Annotated in this window: 19 protein-coding genes; 5 read left to right on the top strand and 14 right to left on the bottom strand. The window is 68.5% G+C overall.

The genetic code is table 11. From position 1 onward, the window contains the following. Positions 1-9: 9 nt before the first annotated feature. Both murU and DID96_RS04880 read right to left on the bottom strand, forming a co-directional pair. Positions 10-729 (bottom strand): N-acetylmuramate alpha-1-phosphate uridylyltransferase MurU, encoded by a 720-nt coding sequence (gene murU / locus DID96_RS04875; protein ID WP_124598130.1) that lies wholly within the window; start codon positions 727-729, stop codon positions 10-12. A gap of 2 nt (positions 730-731) precedes the next feature. Continuing rightward, positions 732-1,802: an aminoglycoside phosphotransferase family protein gene (locus DID96_RS04880; protein WP_124598131.1), complete on the bottom strand. Its 1,071-nt coding sequence runs from the start codon at positions 1,800-1,802 to the stop codon at positions 732-734. A gap of 214 nt (positions 1,803-2,016) precedes the next feature. On the opposite strand from DID96_RS04880, the gene DID96_RS04885 reads away from it, so the two are divergent. From DID96_RS04885 to rsmA, 4 genes are all read left to right on the top strand, one after another. After that, a complete protein-coding gene (locus DID96_RS04885; RefSeq protein WP_124598132.1) occupies positions 2,017-4,377 on the top strand; it encodes an LPS-assembly protein LptD in 2,361 nt (786 codons plus the stop codon). Between the two features lie 74 nt (positions 4,378-4,451). Continuing rightward, positions 4,452-5,810, top strand: a complete 1,359-nt coding sequence (locus DID96_RS04890; RefSeq protein WP_124598133.1) for a peptidylprolyl isomerase — start codon at positions 4,452-4,454, stop codon at positions 5,808-5,810. 11 nt (positions 5,811-5,821) lie between these two features. Beyond that, positions 5,822-6,826 carry a 4-hydroxythreonine-4-phosphate dehydrogenase PdxA gene (gene pdxA, locus DID96_RS04895; protein WP_124598134.1) on the top strand — a complete coding sequence of 335 codons (1,005 nt, stop codon included), beginning with the start codon at positions 5,822-5,824 and terminating at the stop codon, positions 6,824-6,826. A 97-nt stretch (positions 6,827-6,923) separates the two neighbouring features. Further along, positions 6,924-7,751 (top strand): 16S rRNA (adenine(1518)-N(6)/adenine(1519)-N(6))-dimethyltransferase RsmA, encoded by an 828-nt coding sequence (rsmA, locus tag DID96_RS04900; protein WP_124598135.1) that lies wholly within the window; start codon positions 6,924-6,926, stop codon positions 7,749-7,751. A gap of 228 nt (positions 7,752-7,979) precedes the next feature. On the opposite strand, the gene DID96_RS04905 is transcribed toward rsmA, so the two are convergent. Next, positions 7,980-8,915 carry a DMT family transporter gene (locus DID96_RS04905; RefSeq protein ID WP_124598136.1) on the bottom strand — a complete coding sequence of 312 codons (936 nt, stop codon included), beginning with the start codon at positions 8,913-8,915 and terminating at the stop codon, positions 7,980-7,982. A 392-nt stretch (positions 8,916-9,307) separates the two neighbouring features. On the opposite strand from DID96_RS04905, the gene gloA reads away from it, so the two are divergent. Next, positions 9,308-9,697 carry a lactoylglutathione lyase gene (gene gloA, locus DID96_RS04910; RefSeq protein WP_124598137.1) on the top strand — a complete coding sequence of 130 codons (390 nt, stop codon included), beginning with the start codon at positions 9,308-9,310 and terminating at the stop codon, positions 9,695-9,697. Between the two features lie 87 nt (positions 9,698-9,784). Here the strand turns inward: gloA and DID96_RS04915 are convergent, their stop codons facing one another. The 11 genes from DID96_RS04915 to miaB form a co-directional block, all read right to left on the bottom strand. Further along, positions 9,785-10,684 (bottom strand): M48 family metallopeptidase, encoded by a 900-nt coding sequence (locus DID96_RS04915; protein WP_124598138.1) that lies wholly within the window; start codon positions 10,682-10,684, stop codon positions 9,785-9,787. Between the two features lie 49 nt (positions 10,685-10,733). Next, entirely contained in the window at positions 10,734-11,498 is a 765-nt protein-coding gene (locus DID96_RS04920; RefSeq protein ID WP_124598139.1) for a 1-acyl-sn-glycerol-3-phosphate acyltransferase, read from the bottom strand. Between the two features lie 43 nt (positions 11,499-11,541). Next, positions 11,542-12,105: a D-glycero-beta-D-manno-heptose 1,7-bisphosphate 7-phosphatase gene (gmhB, locus tag DID96_RS04925; RefSeq protein ID WP_124598140.1), complete on the bottom strand. Its 564-nt coding sequence runs from the start codon at positions 12,103-12,105 to the stop codon at positions 11,542-11,544. A 10-nt stretch (positions 12,106-12,115) separates the two neighbouring features. Continuing rightward, on the bottom strand, positions 12,116-14,215 hold the full coding sequence (glyS, locus tag DID96_RS04930) for a glycine--tRNA ligase subunit beta (RefSeq protein WP_124598141.1): 2,100 nt from the start codon (positions 14,213-14,215) through the stop codon (positions 12,116-12,118). Between the two features lie 17 nt (positions 14,216-14,232). Further along, entirely contained in the window at positions 14,233-15,237 is a 1,005-nt protein-coding gene (gene glyQ, locus DID96_RS04935; protein WP_124598142.1) for a glycine--tRNA ligase subunit alpha, read from the bottom strand. Positions 15,238-15,551: 314 nt separating this feature from the next. Continuing rightward, positions 15,552-17,252, bottom strand: a complete 1,701-nt coding sequence (gene lnt / locus DID96_RS04945) for an apolipoprotein N-acyltransferase (protein WP_124598144.1) — start codon at positions 17,250-17,252, stop codon at positions 15,552-15,554. A gap of 103 nt (positions 17,253-17,355) precedes the next feature. Further along, positions 17,356-18,243, bottom strand: a complete 888-nt coding sequence (locus tag DID96_RS04950; RefSeq protein WP_124598145.1) for an HlyC/CorC family transporter — start codon at positions 18,241-18,243, stop codon at positions 17,356-17,358. A 251-nt stretch (positions 18,244-18,494) separates the two neighbouring features. Then, positions 18,495-19,127, bottom strand: a complete 633-nt coding sequence (locus DID96_RS04955; RefSeq protein WP_124598146.1) for a gamma-glutamylcyclotransferase — start codon at positions 19,125-19,127, stop codon at positions 18,495-18,497. A 15-nt stretch (positions 19,128-19,142) separates the two neighbouring features. Continuing rightward, positions 19,143-19,922 carry an rRNA maturation RNase YbeY gene (ybeY, locus tag DID96_RS04960; protein ID WP_124598147.1) on the bottom strand — a complete coding sequence of 260 codons (780 nt, stop codon included), beginning with the start codon at positions 19,920-19,922 and terminating at the stop codon, positions 19,143-19,145. A 149-nt stretch (positions 19,923-20,071) separates the two neighbouring features. Next, positions 20,072-21,118 carry a PhoH family protein gene (locus DID96_RS04965; RefSeq protein ID WP_124598148.1) on the bottom strand — a complete coding sequence of 349 codons (1,047 nt, stop codon included), beginning with the start codon at positions 21,116-21,118 and terminating at the stop codon, positions 20,072-20,074. Between the two features lie 40 nt (positions 21,119-21,158). After that, positions 21,159-22,529: a tRNA (N6-isopentenyl adenosine(37)-C2)-methylthiotransferase MiaB gene (gene miaB / locus DID96_RS04970; RefSeq protein ID WP_124598149.1), complete on the bottom strand. Its 1,371-nt coding sequence runs from the start codon at positions 22,527-22,529 to the stop codon at positions 21,159-21,161. Positions 22,530-22,681 lie beyond the last annotated feature (152 nt).

Raw genomic sequence — 22,681 nt, forward strand, 5'->3', positions numbered from 1 at the left:
TTCCCGCTGTCAGCGCATCGCGCGCAGGCGTGCGTCGAGCTCGCCGAGCTGCGCGGGCGTGCCGACGTTTTCCCAGATCCCTTCGTACAGTTCGCCCGTCGCGCGGCCGGCCTCGATCGTCGCGCGGAAGTACGGCGTCAGCGCGCGGCGCGTGCCGGGCGCGAGGTCGCGGAACATCCGCGTGTCGTACAGGCCGATGCTGCCGAACGTGACGCGCGCGGCGCCGTCCAGCGACAGCCGGCCGTCGTCGCGGAGCACGAAATCGCCCGCCGGATGGAACGGCGGGTTCGGCACCATCACGAGATGCATCGCGGGGGTGTCGAGCGCGGCCATTCGTGCGGCGCGCGCGGCAAGCGAGCGATAGTCGAATTCGCAGAACAGGTCGCCCGCGATCGCGACAAACACGGCCGGCCGGCCGTCGCGCTCGAGCAGCGGCAGTGCGTGCGCGATGCCGCCCGCCGTTTCGAGCGCGTCGCCCTCGGCCGAGTATGCGAGCCGCACGCCCCAGCGCGAACCGTCGCCGAGCGCGGCCTCGATCGCTTCGCCGAGCCACGCATGGTTGATCACGATCGTCTCGATGCCCGCCTGCGCGAGCTGTTCGATCTGCCAGACGATCAGCGGCTTGCCGCCGGCTTCGAGCAGCGGCTTCGGCGTCGTGTCGGTGAGCGGGCGCATCCGTTCGCCGCGCCCGGCGGCGAAGATCATCGCCGTGGTCAAGGTGTTGGTCATGTTCAGAACGTGTACCCGACGTCGGCCGTCTTGTCTTCGAGTTCGTCGAGCAGCTTCGCGAACGGCACGAGCGGCCGGTAGCGCAGCGCGACCTTGCGCGCGTAGGCCAGGAAGCGCGGCAAGTCCGCGACGTAATGCGGCTTGCCGTCGCGGTAGTTGATCCGCGCGAACAGGCCGAGGATCTTGATGTGGCGCTGCAGGCCCATCCATTCGAGCTGGCGGTAGAACTCGCCGAAATCGGGATCGACGGGCAGGCCGGCCTTCTTCGCCTTTTCCCAGTAGTACACAAAGCAGTCGAGCTCGAATTCCTCGTCCCAGCTGATGAACGCGTCGCGCAGCAGCGACACGACGTCGTAGGTCAGCGGCCCTTCGACCGCGTCCTGGAAGTCGAGCACGCCGGGGTTCGGCTCGCAGACCATCAGGTTGCGCGGCATGAAATCGCGCAGCATGAAGCACTGCGGCTGCGCGCGGGCGCTCGCGATCAGCAGCGCGAAGGTGCGCTCGAGCGTGCCGCGCATCGCGTCCGTGACCGTCCTGCCGAGGTGCCGGCCGATGTACCACTCGGGCATCAGCTCCATCTCGCGGCGCAGGAAGGCCTCGTCGAACGACGGCAGCACGCCGGGCGCCGACGCCAGCTGGAAGCGGATCAGCGCATCGAGCGCGTCGCGCATCAGCGGCCGCGCGGCGAGCGGGTCGGCCGGGTCGAGCACCGAGATGTACGACGTCCGGCCGAGATCCGTCACGAGCATGAACCCCGCGTCGAAATCGTGTGCCAGCACCTGCGGCACGTGGACGGCCGCGTCGGCGAGCAGTCGGGCGACCTGGACGAATTCCCGGCACTTCTCGGGCGGCGGCGCGTCGACGGCGATCAGCGAGCCGCCGGGCTGCGACGCGGACGCGACGCGGAAATAGCGGCGGAAGCTGGCGTCCGCGGACGCGGGCGCGAGGGTGGCGAGATCGAGGGCAAAGCGCCCGGCGAGCGGGCGCAGCCACGCGGTGAGCGCATCGAGGCGGGCGTCGGGGCGAGCGTCAGGATGTGCGTCGGAATGAGAAGCGGCAGATGGGGGCGTCATGAAACTCGGGAGAGGGGAGAACGTCTTGCCATATAATACCCCACGACTTTTTTGACGCGCCCCGCGTCAGCTTCCGCCGCGCAGGCCCGCTGCCTGCCGCGCCGTTCGCCCGATCGCTTCCCCTGGTTTGCGCTCCGCCGCAGTCACGGTCCGATTGCGCGAGCCGCGATGCGCGAAGGCACGGGCTGACGAGGGGCGATTCGCCAAACGATAGATGCCGCCCAAACCGCTATTCCCGAATGTTTTCCCCGGTGACGGAGCGCCGCGCAAACGGCGGCTCGCGCTCGCGCTCCTGGCCGTGCCCGGCCTCGTGCCGGCCGTGTCGCACGCGCAGCTGACGGGCGCGGCCGCGCAGCCGCAGCCGCTCGACTCGCCGTGGGATCTGCGTCTCGCGCCCCAGCTCGAGGAGCGTCCGCTGAAGGACGGCTCGAAGCCGGCCACCTTCGTGATCGCCGACCACACGAGCGGGACGGCCGAGCAGGACCTGGCCGCGAAGGGCTCGGCCGAGATCCGCCGCGGCGACGCGGTCGTGAAGGCCGACGCGATCCACTACGATCAGGATACGGATCTGGCCGACGCGTACGGCCAGGTCAGGGTGATCAACGGCGGCACGTCGTTCGCGGGCCCCGAGGCGCACCTGAAGGTCGAGGCGAACCAGGGCTTCATGACGGCGCCGAAGTACCACTTCAACATGACGGGCGGCTCGGGCAGCGCGGAACGCGCCGACCTGCTCGACAGCGAGCGCTCGGTGTTCGTCAACGGCACCTATACCGCGTGCCAGTGCGCGACGAACCCCGCGTGGTACATCAAGGGCAGCCGCTTCGATTTCGACACCGGCGCGGACGAAGGCACGGCCCGCAACGGCGTGCTGTTCTTCCAGGGCGTGCCGATCTTCGCGAGCCCGTGGCTCACGTTCCCGCTGTCGGGCGAACGGCGCAGCGGCCTGTTGCCGCCGACGTTCTCGATGAACTCGAACAACGGGTTCGAGCTGTCGCTGCCGTACTACTTCAACATCGCGCCGAATCGCGACCTGACGATCACGCCGCGCATCATTTCGAAGCGCGGGGTACAGACCGAGGCGACGTTCCGCTATCTGTCGCCGACGTATTCGGGCACGTTTACCGCCAATTACCTGCCGAACGACTCGCTCGCGAAACGCGACCGCTACGCGATCTACTGGCAGCACCAGCAGAACTTCGGCAGCGGCTTCGCCGGCTACGTGTACTACAACAAGGTCTCGGACAACACGTATCCGGAAGACCTTGGCACGATGAACCAGTTCGTCAACGGCACGCAGACGCTGTACCAGCAAGAGGCGGGCCTGACGTACTACAACGGCCCCTGGTCGGTGCTGGCGCGCTACCAGCACTGGCAGACGTTGCCGCCGTCGATCGCGCCATACGGCCGCGAGCCGCAGTTGAACGTGAAGTACGCGAAGTACAACGTCGGCGGCTTCGACTTCGGCGCGGAAGCCGACTACTCGCGCTTTCGCATCACGGCGGCCGATGCGACGGAAGGCGACCGGATCGTGTTCAACCCGTACATCGCGTACGGCGTGTACGGCCCCGGCTACTTCGTGGTGCCGAAGGTCCAGTACCACTTCGCGTCGTACGACCTGAACCACCTGTCGTCGAGCACGTCGAACAATCCGAAGCGCTTCTCCGAGTCGATCCCGACCGTGAGCTTCGACTCGGGCCTGATCTTCGACCGCTCGGTGCACCTGTTCGGCCAGGACTTCATCCAGACGCTCGAGCCGCGCCTGTACTACGTGTATACGCCGTACCGCAACCAGTCGAGCGCACCGCTGTTCGACACCGCGGAATCGGACTTCGGGCTCGCGGAGATCTACCAGCCGAACACGTTCGTCGGTAACGACCGGATCGCCGATGCGAACCGGATCACGGCCGGCCTGACGTCGCGCTTCATCGATCCGCGCACGGGCGACGAGCGCGCGCGCTTCGTGATCGCGCAGCAGTACTACTTCGCCGACCAGCGCGTGACGCTGAACACCGCGCAGGCTGCGTCGCTGGCACGCCACTCGGACCTGATCGCGGGCGCCGCGCTCAAGCTGGGCGCCGGTTTCCAGTCGGAGACCGCGTTCCAGTACAACCAGAACAACAACCAGCTCGTGAAATCGAGCATCGGCTTCGGCTACAGCCCCGACGTGCGCAAGGTGATCAACGTCGGCTACCGCTACACGCGCGCGAATACGACGCTCGACGGCCAGCCGATCAACCAGTTCCTGATCTCCGCGCAGTGGCCGCTGACCCGCCGCCTGTATGCGATCGGCCGCTTCAACTACGACATCGCCGGCGACCGGGTGGTCGACGGCCTGCTCGGCTTACAATACGACGCGGATTGCTGGGCGCTCGGGGTCGGGATCCAGCGGTACGCGAACGGCGTGAATACGTCGGGACAGCAGAATTCCGCGACCCGGTTCATGGCGCAGCTCACGCTGAAGGGGCTGTCGAGCGTCGACAACGGCCTCGTCTCCGCATTCCGCGCGGGGGTGGCCGGCTACACGCCGCTGCCGCCTGCACCACCGCCGTTGTCCCGCTTCAGCAACTACGAGTAACGCCGGCGCGCCCGCGAGCGGCAGAACAGGCGCCCGCACCGGATCAGCCCGATTTCAATGGAGTATCAGTGGCAATGAAGAAAACCCTTCGCTTCGCGGCAGTCGTATCCAGCCTCGCCGCGTCCGCCGCGCTGCTCGCCGCCGCGCCGGTTGCGGCGCAGGCGCTTGGTGCGCAAGGCGCGCAGCTCGCCGACGAAGTCGTCGCGGTCGTCAACAACGACGTGATCACGGGCCGCGAGCTCGACCAGCGTGCCGGCCTGATCGCGCGCCGGCTGCAGCAGCAGAACGCGCCGGTGCCGCCGGTCGACCAGCTGCGCGCGCAGGTGCTGAACCAGATGGTGCTCGAGCGCATCCAGGTGCAGAAGGCCAAGGACGACGGGATTCGCGTCGACGACGCAGCCGTGCAGACGACGCTGCAACGGCTCGCGCAGGCGAACGGCATGACGCTCGACCAGTACCGCGCGCGGCTCGAGGCGCAAGGCGTGCCCTGGAGCATCTTCACGAGCGACGCACGCACCGAGCTGACGCTGTCGAAGCTGCGCGAGCGCGAGGTCGACAGCAAGATCACCGTGTCGGACGCCGAAGTCGCGAACTACATCGCGAGCCAGCGCGGGCCGAACGCGTCGCAGCAGCAGGACCTGCGCTTCCAGCACATCTTCATCAAGGCGCCGACGAATGCGCCGCAGCAGGATATCGAGGCCGCGCAGGCGAAGGCTGACGCGCTGCTGAAGCAGGCGCAGTCGGGCGCGGATTTCGAGCGGCTCGCGAAGAACAATTCCGAGGCGAGCGACGCGAAGAAGGGCGGCGACCTCGGCTTCAAGTCGCCGGGCTCGCTGCCGTCCGAAGTTGTCGGCGTCGCGTCGAAGCTGCGTCCGGGTGAGGTCAACCCGACGGTGATCCGCGTGCCGGACGGCTTCGAGATCGTGCGCCTCGTCGACCGCCGCCAGAGCCAGGGCACGTCGGCCGCCGCGCCGAAGATCGTGCAGACCCACGTGCGCCACATCCTGCTGCGCGTCGGCGAGGGCAAGTCCGAAGGGCAGGCGCGCCAGCAGCTCGTCGACATCCGCAAGCAGGTCGAGGCCGGCGGCGACTTCGCGAAGTTCGCCCGCACCTATTCGCAGGACGGTTCCGCGTCGCAGGGCGGCGATCTCGGCTGGATCAGCCCGGGCGAGACCGTGCCCGAATTCGAGCGTGCGATGAACAACCTGCAGGACGGTCAGGTCAGCAACCCGGTGCGTACCGAGTACGGCTACCACCTGATCCAGGTGCTGGACCGCCGCGAGGCGGAAGGCTCGGTGCAGCAGCAGATGGACATCGCGCGTCAGGCGATCGGCCAGCGCAAGGCCGAGCAGGCGTACGCGGACTGGCTGCGCGAGCTGCGCGATTCGTCGTACGTGCAGTACAAGATCGGCGGCATGAGCCAGCCGAACTGAGCGAGCCGACGATGACGACGCCCGCGCTGCATATCGCGATCACGACCGGCGAGCCTGCGGGCGTCGGCCCGGAGCTGACCGTGCAGGCGCTGCGCGATGCCGGCCGGCGCTGGCCCGACGCGCGCTTCACGGTGCTCGGCGACGCGCAGCTGCTTGCCGAGCGCGCGGCGGCAGTCGGCGCCGACTGGGCGACGCTCGCCGCGGCCGGGCAGGTCGCCGTCGCGGACCGGCCGCTCGCTGTGCCCGCGCGCGCGGGCGAGCTGAACGCGGCGAACGGCCGCTACGTGCTCGGGCTGCTCGACGCGGCGATCGACGGCGCGCTCGCGGGCGAGTACGACGCGATCGTCACCGCGCCGCTGCAGAAGAGCACGATCAACGACGCCGGCGTTCCGTTTACCGGCCACACCGAATATCTGGCGGAGCGCACCGGCACGCCGCGCGTTGTGATGATGCTGGCCGGCACCGGCGACAAGCCGCTGCGCGTCGCGCTCGCGACCACGCACCTGCCGCTGAAGGACGTGTCGGCCGCGCTGACCGTCGACGGGCTGCTCGAGACACTCGCGATCATCGATCACGACCTGCGGCGCGACTTCGGGCTCGCCGCGCCGCGCATCCTCGTGACGGGCCTCAACCCGCACGCCGGCGAGAACGGCTATCTCGGCCGCGAGGAAATCGACGTGATCGCGCCCGCGCTCGTGCACGCAAACGCGCAGCGCATCGACGCGCGCGGCCCGTATCCGGCCGACACGCTGTTCCAGCCGCGCTACCTGGCCGATGCGGACTGCGTGCTCGCGATGTTCCACGACCAGGGCCTGCCGGTGCTCAAGTACGCGACGTTCGGCGAGGGCATCAACGTCACGCTCGGCCTGCCGATCATCCGCACGTCGGTCGATCATGGCACCGCGCTCGACCTCGCCGGCACGGGCCGCGCCGATCCGGGCAGCATGGTCGCCGCGCTCGATACGGCCGTGACAATGGCGCGCCATCGCCACGCGGCCAGTCGCGGCCCGGCCTGACACGGCCCGCCGACCCGATGTGGTCCGGCCTGACGTGGCCAGGCCTGCGAGGGCCGACCCGATTCCATTCATCGCGTTTTTCGTTTTTTTTCAGTCGATGTCGAACAGCAGACAGCACCAGGGCCATTTCGCGCGCAAGCGCTTCGGGCAGAACTTCCTCGTCGATCACGGCGTGATCGACTCGATCGTCACGGCGATCGGACCGGCGCACGGCCAGCGGATGGTCGAGATCGGGCCGGGCCTCGGCGCGCTGACCGAGCCGCTGATCGCGCGCATCGCGACGCCCGAGTCGCCGCTCCATGCGGTCGAGCTCGACCGTGACCTGATCGGCCGGCTGCAGAAGCGCTTCGGTCCACTGCTCGAACTTCATGCGGGCGACGCGCTCGCCTTCGATTTCCGCTCGCTCGCGGCGCCTGGCGACAAGCCGTCGCTGCGGATCGTCGGCAACCTGCCGTACAACATTTCGAGTCCGCTGCTGTTTCACCTGATGACGTTCGCCGACGTGGTCGTCGACCAGCATTTCATGCTGCAGAACGAAGTCGTCGAGCGGATGGTCGCCGAGCCGGGCACGAAGGCGTTCTCGCGGCTGTCGGTGATGCTGCAGTACCGCTACGTGATGGACAAGCTGATCGACGTGCCGCCGGAGTCGTTTCAGCCGCCGCCGAAGGTCGATTCGGCGATCGTGCGGATGATTCCGTACGAGCCGCACGAACTGCCGGACGTCGATCCCGTGCTGCTCGGCGAGATCGTCACGGCCGCGTTCTCGCAGCGCCGCAAGATGTTGCGCAATACGCTCGGCGAATATCGCGACACGATCGATTTCGACGCGCTCGGCTTCGATCTCGCGCGCCGTGCGGAAGACGTGAGCGTGGCCGATTATGTCGGCGTCGCGCAGGCGCTTTCGGCGGCTCGCCGCGCCGGATAACGCGTCGTCGCGTGCGCCGGGTTTGAGTCGCTGACGCCAGCGAGATCGCAGTTCGCCGAGGCCGCTCTTATGGGCGGCCTCGTTCGTTTTTGCGGCCGCGCGACGACCGATCCGCGCGGTGACGGGCGGTTCGCGCGCCGACACTGCGCATGGCCGCGACGTCGAGCGGCGCGCGGTGCCGCCCGGGCGCGCGCGTGGATATCCGGTGAGCGGCAATGTCGCGGCCGATCAGCCCCGCTTGCGCGCGGGCGCGTTGACGAGCCCGATGCCGGCCAGCACGAGCGCCGCGGCCGACATGAAGCGCCAGCCGACCGATTCGCCGAGCAGCAGCACGCCGAACGCGACGCCGAACAGCGGCGACAGGAACGTGAACACCGACAGCCGCGACGCGATATAGCGGGTCAGCAGCCAGAACCACGACAGGTAGCTGACGAACGCGACGATCACCGACTGGTACGCGAGGCTCGCGACCGCAATCGGCGTGACGCGCGCGACCGACACCTGGCCGAGCAGCACGGCGAGCGCGAGCAGCATGACGGCCGATACCGCGAGCTGGTAGAACAGCGTCTTGCTCGCGCTCGCAAGCGCAAGACGCGTCGAGCGCACGACGACGGTCGTGGCCGCCCACATCGCGCCGCCGAGGATGCCGAGCGCATCGCCGGCGATCCCCGCGAGCACCGACGTGCCGGGGGCTGGCGGCTTCAGGAAGCCGTCGGCGAACGCGATCGCGATGCCGGCGAACGCGAGCCCGACGCCGAGCCACTGGCCGCGCCGCAGGCGTTCGCCGGGCGTGAACAGGTGCAGGCCGAGCGCGGTGAAGCAGGGCGCCGTGTACAGGAAGATCGCCATGTGCGACGCGCTCGTCAGCGTCAGGCCGAAGAACACGCAGATGAATTCGCCGGCGAACAGCGCGCCGGCCGCGAGTCCGGCGCCGAACGTGCCGTCCGCGCGGAACAGCGGCGTGCCGCGCGCGCGGGCCCAGCCCCACAGCAGCAGCGCGGCGATCAGCGAGCGCAGGCCGGCCTGGAACATCGGCGGGATCGCGGCATTCGTGCTTTTGATCGCGACCTGCTGGAAGCCCCAGATCGCGCACAGCAGCAGCATCAGGCCGATCGCGCGCGCGTCGAGCGCGCGGCGCACGGGCGCGGCGGCGAGCGTGCTCATCGGCGCACCTCGCCACGGCGGATTCTCTGACGCGGTGTCGGGAAGCTGGCGCGTTCGGTGCGCTCGAATCGGTGGTTTCGCACGGCAGTCTGGCTCGGGACGGGGGCGTGACGCACGCACGCGGCACGCCGCACGGAACGCACGTGCGCGGCGCTGCACCGACGTGGTGCGCAGAGGCGTCGATGTTACCCGATCGCGATCGCGTGCGCTGTCGCTGCCCGGCCAGGCGCGCGTCGGGCGCTCCTGGCCGGGCACCCCTAAGCGGGCAACCCTAACCGGGCGTCCCTGACCGGGCGTCCCTAACCGGGCGTCCCTAACCGGGCGTCCCCGACGGGATCCCTGCGACTCTGGTACAGTCTGCCGTTCTGGCAAGTCCCCAAGGAGTACAGGAAATGCGTTTGCTGCATACGATGCTGCGAGTCGGCGATCTCGACCGCTCGATCAGGTTCTATACCGAATTGCTCGGCATGAAGGTGCTGCGTCGCCAGGATTATCCGGAAGGCAAGTTCACGCTCGCGTTCGTCGGCTACGGCGACGAAAGCAATAACACGGTGATCGAGCTGACCCACAACTGGGATACGCCGTCCTACGACCTCGGCACGGGTTTCGGCCATCTGGCGCTGGAAGTCGACGATGCGTACAAGGCCTGCGAGCAGATCAAGGCGCAAGGCGGCAAGGTCACGCGGGAAGCGGGCCCGATGAAGCACGGCACGACCGTGATCGCGTTCGTCGAGGATCCGGACGGCTACAAGATCGAGTTCATCCAGAAAAAAGCGCACTGAGCGACGAATCGGCGAGCTGCGGCGCGCGCGATGTGCGTCGAGATGCAAAACGGGCGGCGCGGGGAATCCCGCGCCGCCCGTTCGCGTTTACAGCGACGGCAGCAGCTCGGGCGGATGATGCTTGAGCGTGTGCCGCGCTTCGCGGAATTCGGGGAAGATCGATTCGACCGTCTGCCAGAAGCGCGGGCTGTGGTTCATCTCGCGCAGATGCGACAGCTCGTGCGCGACGACATAGTCGATGATCGACATCGGGAAATGGATCAGCCGCCAGTTCAGGCGGATCTTGCCGTCGCTCGAGCAGCTGCCCCAGCGCGTCGCGGCTGACGACAGCGCGTACATCGAATACGCAACGCCGAGCTTGTCCGCGTAGAACGCGAGCCGCTCGCCGAAGATCCGCTTCGCCTCGCCCTGCAGCCAGCCCTGCACGCGGTCCTTGATCTGCTGCGCATCGGCCTGCGCAGGCAACGGCAGCGCGAGCTTCCTCGCATCGCCGTCGAACGCGACGGCGCCCGCGCCGAGCGCGACCGTCATCGGCTTGCCCAGATACGGGAGCTGCGCGCCATCGCGCCAGTCGATCTGCGGCAGCGCGCGCTGCTCGGTGCGCGTCTTCCATTCCGCGAGCTTCGCGAAGATCCAGCGCTGCTTTTCCGCGATTGCCGCTTCGATGTCGGCGAGCGTGACCCAGCGCGGCGCGGTGATCGTGAGCCCGCTGCCGTCGATCGTGAAGCCGATCGTGCGGCGCGCGGAGCGCTTCAGCCGGTATTCGAGCACGCGGCTGTCGAGCGCGAACGTGCGCACGCGCGAGCGGTCGCGCGCGGGATGATCGGGAGCGGCAGGGGCGCCCGGGGCCGCATCCGGTGGCGCCGGCGGCGTGGCGGGCGTGGCAGGTGACGACGGTGCGGCGGCCGGCCCGTCGAAGAGCGGCAGATCCAGCTGGCGATGGTCGAGGGCCACGACAGCGGGTCGTGGCCGCGGGCGCTTCTTCATCAGTTCGCTTCGTCTTGTCGTACGCAACAACGGATGCAACCCGCGTGAATCAGACACGCGCGGCATTGCGCTTTTCCGTACTGCCGGGCGCGCTGTACGCGTCCGGATCGATGCGGCGCATTTCCGCTTCGATCCACGCTTCGACGCGCGAGTTCAATACGTCGGGCGTGAGGCCAGTGACATCGATCGGCTTGCCGATCGACAGCGTGACGGTGCCCGGGAATTTCGTGAACGAGTTGCGCGGCCACACGCGGCCCGCGTTGTGCGCGATCGGCACGACCTGCGCGCCGGCCTCGATCGCGAAGCGCGCGCCGCCCGTCTTGTACTTGCCCTGCTTGCCGACCGGCGTGCGCGTGCCTTCCGGGAACATGATCACCCACGCGCCTTCCGCGAGCCGCTTCTTGCCCTGGCGGATCACCGAGTCGAACGCGTGCTTGCCTTCCTTGCGGTTGATGTGGACCATGTGCAGCATCCCGAGCGCCCAGCCGAAGAACGGCACGTACAGCAGTTCGCGCTTGAACACGTAGCAGAGCGGCTTCGGCATCAGCGCCGGAAACGCGACCGTTTCCCACGCGGACTGGTGCTTCGACAGCAGCACCACCGGGCCGTCGGGCAGGTTTTCGTAGCCTTCGATGCGATACCGGATGCCGTTCAGCCAGCGCGCGACCCACAGCGTGGACTTGCACCAGCCGGCCGCCATCCAGTAGCGCGCGTCGGGACGCAGGAACGGGAACGCGATGAAGCACGCGGTCGCGTACGGCACCGTGTACAGAATGAAATAGATCAGCAGCAGCAGGGAACGGACAAAGCGCATCGGCGTGTGTCTGGCGTAAGGGAGGATGCGCGCGGCGGCCGCATCACTCGTGTTCGTTTGAAAGGAAATCGAGCGCGAACGCGCGCAGGTCGTCGTGCACCTTCGTGCCGGGCGGCAGGTTGCCCGCGGCGAGCGTCTTCTTGCCCTTGCCGGTCAGCACGAGATGCGGCTGGAACCCGAGCGCGACGCCGGCCTGCAGGTCGCGCAGCGAATCGCCGACCACGGGGGTGTGATCGGGATCGATCTCGAAGCGCTCGGCGATCATCTGCATCATGCCGGGCTTCGGCTTGCGGCAGTCGCAGTGGTCTTCCGCCGTGTGCGGGCAGAAGAACACCGCGTCGATGCGCGCGCCGACCGCCGCCGCCGCGCGATGCATCTTCAGATGCATCGCGTTGAGCGCGGCCATGTCGAACAGGCCGCGGCCGATACCGGACTGGTTGGTCGCGACGACCACGCGATACCCCGCGTGGTTGAGCCGGGCGATCGCCTCGAGGCTGCCGGGCAGCGGGATCCACTCGTCGGGCGTCTTGATGAACGCGTCCGAATCGACGTTGATCACGCCGTCCCGGTCGAGGACGACGAGCTTCCTGTTGGGACTGATCGGCATCGTGCGGCCCTTATGCGGCGAGCTTCGAGATGTCCGCGACGCAGTTCATCTGCTGGTGCAGCGCGGCGAGCAGCGCGAGGCGGTTTGCCCGCAGCGCCGGATCGTCGGCGTTGACCATCACGCCGTCGAAGAACGCGTCGACCGGCGCGCGCAGCGCGGCGAGCGCCGACAGCGCGCCCGTGTACGCGCGTGCCTCGAGCTGCGACTGCACGCGCGGCGTCACGGCCGCCAGTTGCTCGTGCAGCGCCTTCTCGGCCGCTTCGACGAAGAGGGTCGGCTGCACCGCGCCGTTCGTGCCGCCTTCCGACTTCTTCAGGATGTTCGAGATCCGCTTGTTCGCGGCCGCGAGCGCTTCGGCTTCCGCGAGGCGCGTGAACTCGCGCACCGCGTCGAGGCGCGCGACGAGGTCGTCGACGCGCGTCGGGTTCAGGCTCAGCACCGCGTCGACTTCGCCCGCGGTATAGCCGCGTTCGCGCAGCAGGCCGCGCAGGCGATCCATGAAGAACGCGAAGATCGCGTCGGTCGATTCGGCGACGTCCGGCACGGTCGCGAAGCGCGCATGCGCGAGGCGCAGCAGCGACACGAGATCGAGCGGCAGCTGCTTCTCGAGCAGCACGCGCAGCACGCCGAGCGCGTGACGGCGCAGCGCGAACGGATCCTTCTCCCCGGTCGGCGCGAGGCCGATGCCCCAGATCCCGACGATCGTCTCGAGCTTGTCGGCGAGCGCGACCGCGGTCGACACGGGCGTCGTCGGCAGCGCGTCGCCCGAGAAGCGCGGCTGGTAGTGCTCGGTGCACGCGACAGCGACGTCGTCCGGCTCGCCGTCGTGGCGTGCGTAGTACGTGCCCATCGTGCCCTGCAGCTCCGGGAACTCGCCGACCATGTCGGTCAGCAGGTCGGCCTTCGCGAGGCGCGCGGCACGCTTCGCGTGCGCGACGTCTGCGCCGATCGCCGGCGCGATCTCGCCGGCCAGCACCTCGAGGCGCTCGACGCGCGCGAGCGCCGAGCCGAGCTTGTTGTGATAGACGACGTTCGCGAGCAGCGGCACGCGGTCGGCGAGCGGCTTCTTCTTGTCCTGCTCGAAGAAGAACTTCGCGTCGGCGAGGCGCGGGCGCACGACGCGCTCGTTGCCTTCGATGATCTCGCCCGGCGTCTTCGTCGCGATGTTCGACACGATCAGGAAGCGCGAGCGCAGCTTGCCGGCGACGTCGGTCAGCGCGAAGTACTTCTGGTTGGTCTGCATCGTCAGGATCAGGCATTCCTGCGGCACCTGCAGGAATTCGTCCTCGAAACGGCACGGATAGACGACCGGCCATTCGACGAGCGACGTCACTTCGTCGAGCAGCGCTTCGGGCATCACGACGGTATCGCCGTTCGCGTGTTCGTTCAGCTGCGCGCGGATCGTTTCCTTGCGGTCGCCGAAGTGCGCGATCACGTGGCCCTTGTCGCGCAGCGTGTCCGCGTACGCGCCCGCATGCGGGATCGCGACGAGGCCGCTCGACAGGAAGCGGTGGCCGAGCGTCGTGTCGCCGGCGTCGATGCCGAACGCGGTGACGGGCACGATGCGCTCGTCGTGCAGCGCGGTCAGCCGATGCACGGGGCGCACGAACTGCACGTCGGTGCCGTCCGGGCGCTGGTAGGTCATCACCTTCGGGATCGGCAGCTTCGCGAGCGTCTCGTCGAGCGCGGCCTGCAGGCCGTCGGCGAGCGTCGCGCCGGCGGCCGCGTAGTTCACGAAGAACGCTTCGGCCTTGCCGTCCTGCGCGCGCTCGAGGTCGGCGATCGACAGGTTCGGGTGGCCGAGCGCCGCGAGCTTCTTCGCGAGCGGCGCGGTGGGCTTGCCTTCGGCGTCGAGTGCGACCGACACCGGCAGTACTTTTTCACGGACCTGCTTTTCCGGCGCGACGGCGCGCACGTTCTGCACGACGACCGCGAGGCGGCGCGGCGTGGCGTAGCGTTCGAAGACGAGCTCGCCTTCGATCAGGTCGCGCGCCGCGAGGCGTTGCGCGAGGCCTTCGGCGAACGCGTCGCCAAGGCGCGCGAGGGCCTTCGGCGGCAGCTCTTCGGTCAGCAGTTCGACGAGCAGGGGGGCGGATTGATTGTGCGTCATGATGTGAAGAAATCTCGTCAGACCTGATCGATGTTGCGTTCGACCTTGAGCGGCGGCACCCAGGCCGGCTGCGCGGCTTCCTGGGCATCCGAGGTGAGGCCCCGCACGCCCGGCGGATTGCCGAGCATCGGGAAGCCGAGCTTCTCGCGCGATTCGTAGTAGGCCTGCGCGACGAGTCGCGACAGCGCGCGGATGCGGCCGATGTACGCCGCGCGCTCGGTCACCGAGATCGCGCCGCGCGCGTCGAGCAGGTTGAACGTGTGGCCGGCCTTCAGCACGAGCTCGTACGCGGGCAGCGCGAGCTGCGCGTCGATCATCCGCTTTGCTTCCGCTTCGTAGCTGTTGAAGAACGTGAACAGCAGGTCGACGTTCGCGTGCTCGAAGTTGTACGTCGACTGCTCGACTTCGTTCTGGTGGTACACGTCGCCATAGGTCAGGCGGCGCAGCTCGGGGCCGTCCGGGCCCTGTTCTTCCCATTCGGTCCAGATCAGGTCGTAGACGTTCTCGACCTTCTGCAGGTACATCGCGAGACGCTCGAGGCCGTACGTGATCTCGCCGAGCACCGGCTTGCAGTCGAGGCCGCCGACCTGCTGGAAGTACGTGAACTGCGTCACTTCCATCCCGTTCAGCCACACTTCCCAGCCGAGGCCCCACGCGCCGAGCGTCGGGTTCTCCCAGTCGTCCTCGACGAAGCGCACGTCGTTCTGCTTCAGGTCGAAGCCGAGCGCTTCCAGCGAGCCGAGATAGAGGTCGAGGATGTTCTCCGGCGCCGGCTTGAGCACGACCTGGTACTGGTAGTAGTGCTGCAGGCGGTTCGGGTTCTCGCCGTAGCGGCCGTCCTTCGGGCGGCGCGACGGTTGCACGTAGGCCGCGCGCCACGGCTCGGGGCCGACCGCGCGCAGGAACGTGTGGACGTGCGACGTGCCCGCGCCGACTTCCATGTCGATCGGCTGGAGCAGAGCGCAACCCTGCTTGTCCCAGTAGGACTGCAATGTCAGGATGATTTGCTGAAACGTAAGCATGAAGAGCCTTCGTGGCGCGGGCGCTCCGTTGCGGGCGGCATCCCGGGCGGTGTCCGGGGGCGGCTCGCGCGGCGGCGCGGCTTGTTAGTGTGCTGAAACCCGCAATTTTACCGGATCGGCGGGGCGATGCGGCCGGAAGGCGGCAAAGGGGGCGTCGACGCCGCTCCGGCGTGCCGGCCGCGCGCGCTGCACGGACGCATCGCGATCGTGCTGGCACGCCTGCACGCCGTCGACGCGGACGCACTCGTGCGACTCACCTCCGCGCTTGCCGGGCGGGGACGCACGGCCGATGCGGTCGCGCTCGGCCCGCCGCGTCACTCCTGCCGGTCGCGGCGCGCCGGCTGGCCGTTGCGCCGGCGCAGCCCCGGCCCGAACGTGAACCCGAACGCGAGCAGCACGAACGACACCGTGAGCACCGTGTAGTTGCCGCTCGTCACGTACGGCGTGAAGCCGCTCGTGCCTTCGATCCGCACGTCGAGCGAGCCGATCGTGAACGGCTTGAGCTGGCCGAGCACGCGGCCGTGCGCGTCGATCGCGGCCGTCATGCCGGTGTTGGTCGAGCGCAGCATCGGCCGTCCGGTCTCGAGCGCGCGCATCCGCGCGATCTGCAGGTGCTGGTCGAGCGCGATCGTGTCGCCGAACCACGCGAGATTCGTCACGTTGACGAGCACGCCGGGCGGCTGCGGATTGTCCCGAATCGTCGCCGCAATCTCCTCGCCGAAGATGTCCTCGTAACAGATGTCGGCCATCACCGGCTGGTTGCGCACGAAAAACGGCTTCTGCACCGGCGCGCCACGCGCGAAATCGCCGAGCGGCATCTTCATCAGGTCGACGAACCAGCGGAAGCCCCACGGGATGAACTCGCCGAAGGGCACCAGATGGTGCTTGTCGTAGTGGTAGATATCGCGCGAATTCGGCGTTACGCCGTACAGGCTGTTCGTGTAGTCGACGTAGCGGCCGTCCTCGGTCACCGATGCGCCGACCGCGCCGAACAGCACCGACGAGCCCGTGGCGTCGCTGAACTTGCGCACCGCGCGCGCGAACGGCTCGGGCAGCTCCTGGATCATCACCGCGATCGCTGTTTCCGGCGTGACGATCAGGTCGGCGGGCTTGTCGGTGATCATCTGCTGGTACATCTTGATCGCCGCGTCGATGCCGGCCTCCTCGAACTTGATGTCCTGCTTCACGTTGCCCTGCAGCAGCCGGACCGTCAGCGGCGCGTTCGCGGGGACGGTCCAGGTGGCCTGCGACAGCGCGAGGCCGACCGCCACCAGCGCGACGGCGACGCCGGCCGGCGCTGCGATGCGCACGCGCGGACTGCCGCCGGAACCTGCCTGGCCCACGTTATGCGCGGGCGACGGCAGTGCGGCCGCGATCGCCTGCACGGCGAGCGCGGCGAACAGCGCGAGCACCCAGCCGATCCCGTACACGCCGACGATTGCCGCGAAGCCCACGAACGGGCCGTCGACCTGCGGATAGCCGCTCGCGAGCCACGGGAAGCCGGTCAACACCGTGCCGCGCAGCCATTCGCCGAGCGCCCACGCGCTCGCGAATGCGAACGCGCCGTGCCAGGTCGGCGCGAACGGCCGCGGGTCGGGCTCGCGCCGGTGCCACGCATGGCCCGCGCAGAACGACCACAGCCCGGCCGAAAACGCCGGGTATAGCGACAGGTACAGCGAAAACAGCACGAGCGCGCCGCCGGCGAGCGGCGCGGCCATCTCGCCGTACACGTGCATGCTGATGTAGAGCCACCAGATGCCGGAAATGAAGTTGCCGAAGCCGAACGCGCCGCCCGTCAGCGCCGCGCTCTTCCAGCTGGCGGTGCGCGTGAGCTGCGCGAAAAACCAGACGAATACGACGAGCTGCAGCCAGCCGCCGTGCGGCGTCGGCGCGAAGGAGAGGGTATTGGCTGCGCCGGCGAGCAGCGCGGCCGGGTAGTGCCAGCGCGGCAGCGCGCGGCCGGGCGCCGGCGCGAGGAGCCCGCCTGCCGGGCGGGACGGGATCGGATCGTCCATGTGAAGCGTAAGTGGGCGAAGCGGTTAAAGGGAACACGGCAGGGGAACGCCGCAGGGGGACACCCCGGGGACACCCCGGGGGCGCCGCCGGGCAGCGTGGCGCTCAGTCCTCGTGCGATGTCTCGGCCCGGCGGCTCGCGAGCGGGTTGCGGCGCACGAGCAGCACGTGGACCTGGCGTGCGTCGCCGCGCTGGATCTCGAATACGAGGTTGCCGAGCTGCAGCTTCTCGCCGCGGTGCGGGACGCGCCCGAAATGGTGCGTGATCAGGCCGCCGATCGTGTCGACCTCGTCGTCGGAGAAATCGGTGCCGAACGTCTCGTTGAACTGTTCGATTTCCGTCAGCGCGCGTACGCGGTAGCGGCCGTCGGGCGCGGCGATGATGTTGCCGGCTTCCTCGTCGAAATCGTATTCGTCCTCGATGTCGCCGACGATCTGCTCGAGCACGTCCTCGATCGTGATCAGGCCCGCGACGCCGCCGTATTCGTCGACCACGATCGCGAGGTGGTTGCGGTTGACCCGGAAGTCGTGCAGCAGCACGTTCAGGCGCTTCGATTCCGGGATGAACACGGCCGGACGCAGCATCCCGCGCACGTCGAATTCCTCTTCCGCGTAGAAGCGCAGCAGGTCCTTCGCGAGCAGCACGCCGATCACGTTGTCGCGGTTGTCCTCGTAGACGGGGTAGCGCGAGTGCGCCTTTTCGAGGACGAACGGAATGAAATCCTCGGGCTTCTCGGCGATGTTGATCGCGTCCATCTGCGCGCGCGGCACCATGATGTCGCGGGCGCACAGGTCGGACACCTGGAATACGCCCTCGATCATCGACAGCGAATCCGCGTCGATCAGGTTGCGTTCGTGCGCGTCCTGGAGGATTTCCAGCAGCTCGCCGCGAGATTCGGGCTCGGGCGAAATGAAGTCGGTCAGGCGCTCGAGCAGCGAGCGCTTTTCATGGGGTTTGTCGTTTGACTTTCGACTGGGATACGAATCGTTCATGGTGGTGCGCCCGGTTCACGTCGGGGCGCGCTGTCACGGAGTTGGCAAGGATACACCAAGGGCATGGCGCGACCGTGTCACCCCGGCCGGACGGCCGGGACGGGCGGCCGCGCAGGCCCCGCCTGGGGACGGACGGGCCTGGGCGCCACGCCGTCCTTCGGTTTCCATCCTATCTCAGAAAAGCACGGCCGGGCAGCGGCGGACAAAATCCAGGCCCGGCCGGCTGCCTCGCTGTTCGTGGCGCCGCCACGTCACCGGCAGCGCGCGAGCAGCGCTTCCAGTGCGCGATCGGGGATGCCGCTCGTGCGCAGCGCGTCGACGGTGCGGCTCACGTAGTCGAGCGTCGTGCCGTAGCGGCCGCTCGCGCAGCCGAATACTTCCTTTACGACGCGATCGGGCAGCTTGCCCGTATAGGTCGGCACGTCGCGGCGCATCACGAAGGCGAGCGCGTTCACGCGTTCGCCGTTCTCGAGCGCACATGGCAGCCACGCGGGCCGGTACGAGCCCATCGGCATCTCGCGTTTCCACAGCGTCTCGAGGTGTGGCTGCGCGGTCGGGCCCGCGAGCCGGAACGCGATGCCGCTGCACGAGCCGCCGCGATCGAGCGCCAGCACGAGGCCCGGCTGCTCCGGCGTGCCGCGGTTCACGCGCGACCATAGATAGAGGCCGCGGTGGTAGCCGTGCACCTTGCCGCGCACCGCATCGACGGTCGGCAGGCCGGGGTTCCAGATCAGCGACCCATAGCCGAACAGCCACAGATCCTGATGTCCGTCCCAGTCGCGCATCGTGTGCGCGAGCGACGCCGCGAGCTCGTCTTCCGTCAGGAGCCGTCCCTCGCCGATCGACGGCGGGTACGCGGGCGGGAGCGTGGCGGCGTTGTGCATCGGGGGCAGACCGGCTTACTGGTAGGGGTTCGGGAAGCCCAGTTTGGCGAGGATGTCGATTTCGAGCGCTTCCATCTCGGCGGCATCCTCGTCGCTCGTCTCGTGGTCGTAGCCCTGCGCGTGCAGCGCGCCGTGCACGAGCAGGTGCGCGTAGTGGGCGACGAGCGGCTTGCCCTGTTCCTGCGCCTCGCGCTCGACCACCGGGCAGCACAGCACGAGGTCGCCGATCACGGTGCCGTCCGGCGTGTCGTCGTACGCGAAGGTCAGCACGTTGGTCGGGTAGTCCTTGTGGCGATAGCTGTCGTTCAGCACGCGGCCTTCTTCGTCGCCGACGAAGCGCACGGTCAGCTGTGCGTCGGCGAACAGCGCGGGCGTGATCCATTCGGCGATCAGCTTGCGCTTCGGCAGCGCCTTGCGCAGATCGCCGCCGATCTCGTCGCCGTATTGCACGGTCAGGTCGAGCTCGGGTTCGCGGATCGCGTCGCCGTCGAGGCCGATGTCGCGCGGCGCGGGTTCCGCGCCGACGTGCAGCGTGATGCTGTCGTAGTGCTCGGGCTGCAGCGCGAGCTTCGCGCGCATCGACGGATCGGCGTGCTGCGCGACGATCGCGACCGCGGCTTCGCCGGAGCTGCCCGACAGGTCGAACATCAGGCTGCGGCCATCGGCAAAGTCGATCCGCAGCCCCTGCGCATCGACGGACTTGACCTTGCCCTTCGCATCGAACAGCGAAAGACGGAGCGTTTCGGGCGTCGCCTTGTCGGCGCGGGCGGACTTGCGGGAGCGGGACGATTTCATGACGCGGCAGGCAATTGGAACGCGTTGAGCATACACCAAACGGCCGATCCCACCCGAATTCGGCGGTGCGCCACGACGCCCGCCGCGCGGCCGAAAAAAAGCCCGGCGCGCCGTCGGGCGGGCCGGGCCGGGCATGCCGCGCGGGCGCGTCAGCCGTCCTGGTGCTGCGCGTGGAACTCGTCGTACGCCTCGACGATCCGCGCGACGAGCGGGTGGCGGACCACGTCGGCGCTCGTGAAGCGCGTGAGCGCGATCCCGCGCACGCCGCCGAGCACCTGCTGCGCCTCGATCAGGCCGCTTTTCTGCGCGCGCGGCAGGTCGACCTGGCTCGTGTCGCCGGTGACGACCGCCTTCGAGCCGAAGCCGATCCGCGTGAGGAACATCTTCATCTGCTCGGGCGTGGTGTTCTGCGCCTCGTCGAGGATGATGAACGCGTGGTTCAGCGTGCGGCCGCGCATGTACGCGAGCGGCGCGATCTCGATCATCTGGCGCTCGAACATCTTCGCGGTCTTGTCGAAGCCGAGCAGGTCGTACAGCGCGTCGTACAGCGGCCGCAGGTACGGATCGACCTTCTGCGCGAGGTCGCCCGGCAGGAAGCCGAGCCGCTCGCCGGCCTCGACGGCCGGGCGCGTCAGCACGATGCGCTTGACCTGGTCGCGCTCGAGCGCGTCGACCGCGCACGCGACCGCGAGATAGGTCTTGCCGGTGCCGGCCGGGCCGATCCCGAACGTGATGTCGTGCGACAGGATCTGCTTCAGGTATTCGCGCTGCGCGGGCGTGCGGCCGCGCAGGTCCGCGCGGCGCGTGTACAGCTTCGGCGCGGGCTCCTCGAGTTCCTCGTCGTCGACGCGCATCACCGGCTCGTCGAACGGATGGTCGGGGTCGCCACGGAACCGCACGTCGAGCGTGTCTTCGATGCGGCCGTTGCCGCCCGTGTGACGCACCTCGACGAGCGCGAGCTGGATGTCGTCGACCGACAGCGGATCGCGCGCGCGGTTGTAGAAGTTTTCGAGCGCGGTGAGCGCGAGCTTCGCGCCGCGCCCGCGGATCGAGATCCGGTGGCCGCGCCGCTGCATCGTGACGTCGAGCGCCTGTTCGATCTGGCGCAGGTTCTCGTCGAGCGGGCCGCAGAGATTCGCGAGGCGCGCGTTGTCGTCGCGCGGCGCGGTGAATTCCAGTGTCTGGGTGGTCTTCAAAGTGGCGTCGGGCTCCTAATGGAACGTCAGTGCGGGAACGTCAGTGCGCAGCCGTCGCGTCGTCGTGCGCGAGCACGAGCTCGCCGCGCAGCGAGTGCGGATACGCATGATTGATCTTCACGTCGATCATCTGGCCGATCAGGCGCGGGTGCGACGCGAGCGGCGCCGGGAAATTCACGACCCGGTTGTTCTCGGTGCGGCCCGCGAGCTCGTTCGGGTCCTTGCGCGACGGGCCCTCGACGAGGATCCGCTCGACCTTGCCGACCATCGACTGGCTGATGCGCGCGACGTTTTCCTCGATCGTCGCCTGCAGATGTTGCAGGCGTTTGAGCTTGACCTCGCGCGGCGTGTCGTCGTGCAGGTTCGCGGCCGGCGTGCCGGGGCGCGGGCTGTAGATGAACGAGAAGCTCGTGTCGTAGCTCATCTCGTGCACGAGCGCCATCGTCTTGTCGAAGTCGGCCTCGGTCTCGCCGGGGAAGCCGATGATGATGTCGGTCGACAGCGACAGATCGGGGCGGATCGCGCGCAGCTTGCGGATCACCGACTTGTACTCGAGCACCGTGTAGCCGCGCTTCATCGCCATCAGGATGCGGTCGGAGCCGTGCTGTACGGGCAGGTGCAGGTGGTTCACGAGCTTCGGCACCTTCGCGTACGTGTCGAGCAGGCGCTGCGTGAACTCCTTCGGGTGCGACGTCGTGTAGCGGATCCGTTCGATGCCGGGGATGTCGGCCACGTATTCGATCAGCGTCGCGAAATCGGCGATCTCGTGCGAGCCGGCCGTCAACGCGCCACGGTAGGCGTTCACGTTCTGGCCGAGCAGCGTGACTTCGCGCACGCCCTGGTCGGCGAGGCCGGCCACTTCGGTCAGCACGTCGTCGAGCGGGCGCGACACTTCATCGCCGCGCGTGTACGGCACCACGCAGTAGCTGCAGTACTTCGAGCAGCCTTCCATGATCGACACGAACGCGCTCGGGCCCTCGACGCGCGCGGGCGGCAAGTGGTCGAACTTCTCGATCTCGGGGAACGTGATGTCGACCTGCGCGCGGCCGCTCGCGCGGCGCTGGTCGATCATCTGCGGCAGCCGGTGCAGCGTCTGCGGGCCGAACACGAGGTCGACGTACGGCGCGCGCGACACGATCGACGCGCCTTCCTGGCTCGCGACGCAGCCGCCGACGCCGATCAGCAGGTCCGGCTTCGCCTCCTTCAGCTCGCGCACGCGGCCGAGGTCGGAGAACACCTTCTCCTGCGCCTTCTCGCGCACCGAGCAGGTGTTGAACAGGATGATGTCCGCGTCTTCGGGAGAGTCGGTCTTTTCGAGGCCTTCGGCCGCATTGAGCACGTCCACCATCTTGTCCGAGTCGTACTCGTTCATCTGGCAGCCGAAGGTCTTTACGTAAACTTTCTTGGTCATGGGGATTCGCCGTTCGCAGTGGTTGACCTGGGGGCGTCGTCAAGAGTGAATCGGGACGGCCGTCGTCCGGGCCGCGCAGCGGGCACCGGAACACCGGTACGCGCGCGGTGCACGCGAACAAAAAGGCCGTCGGGAAAGCTTTCCATTATAGC

The organism is Burkholderia sp. Bp8963 (assembly GCF_003854275.1).
Taxonomy (GTDB): domain Bacteria; phylum Pseudomonadota; class Gammaproteobacteria; order Burkholderiales; family Burkholderiaceae; genus Burkholderia.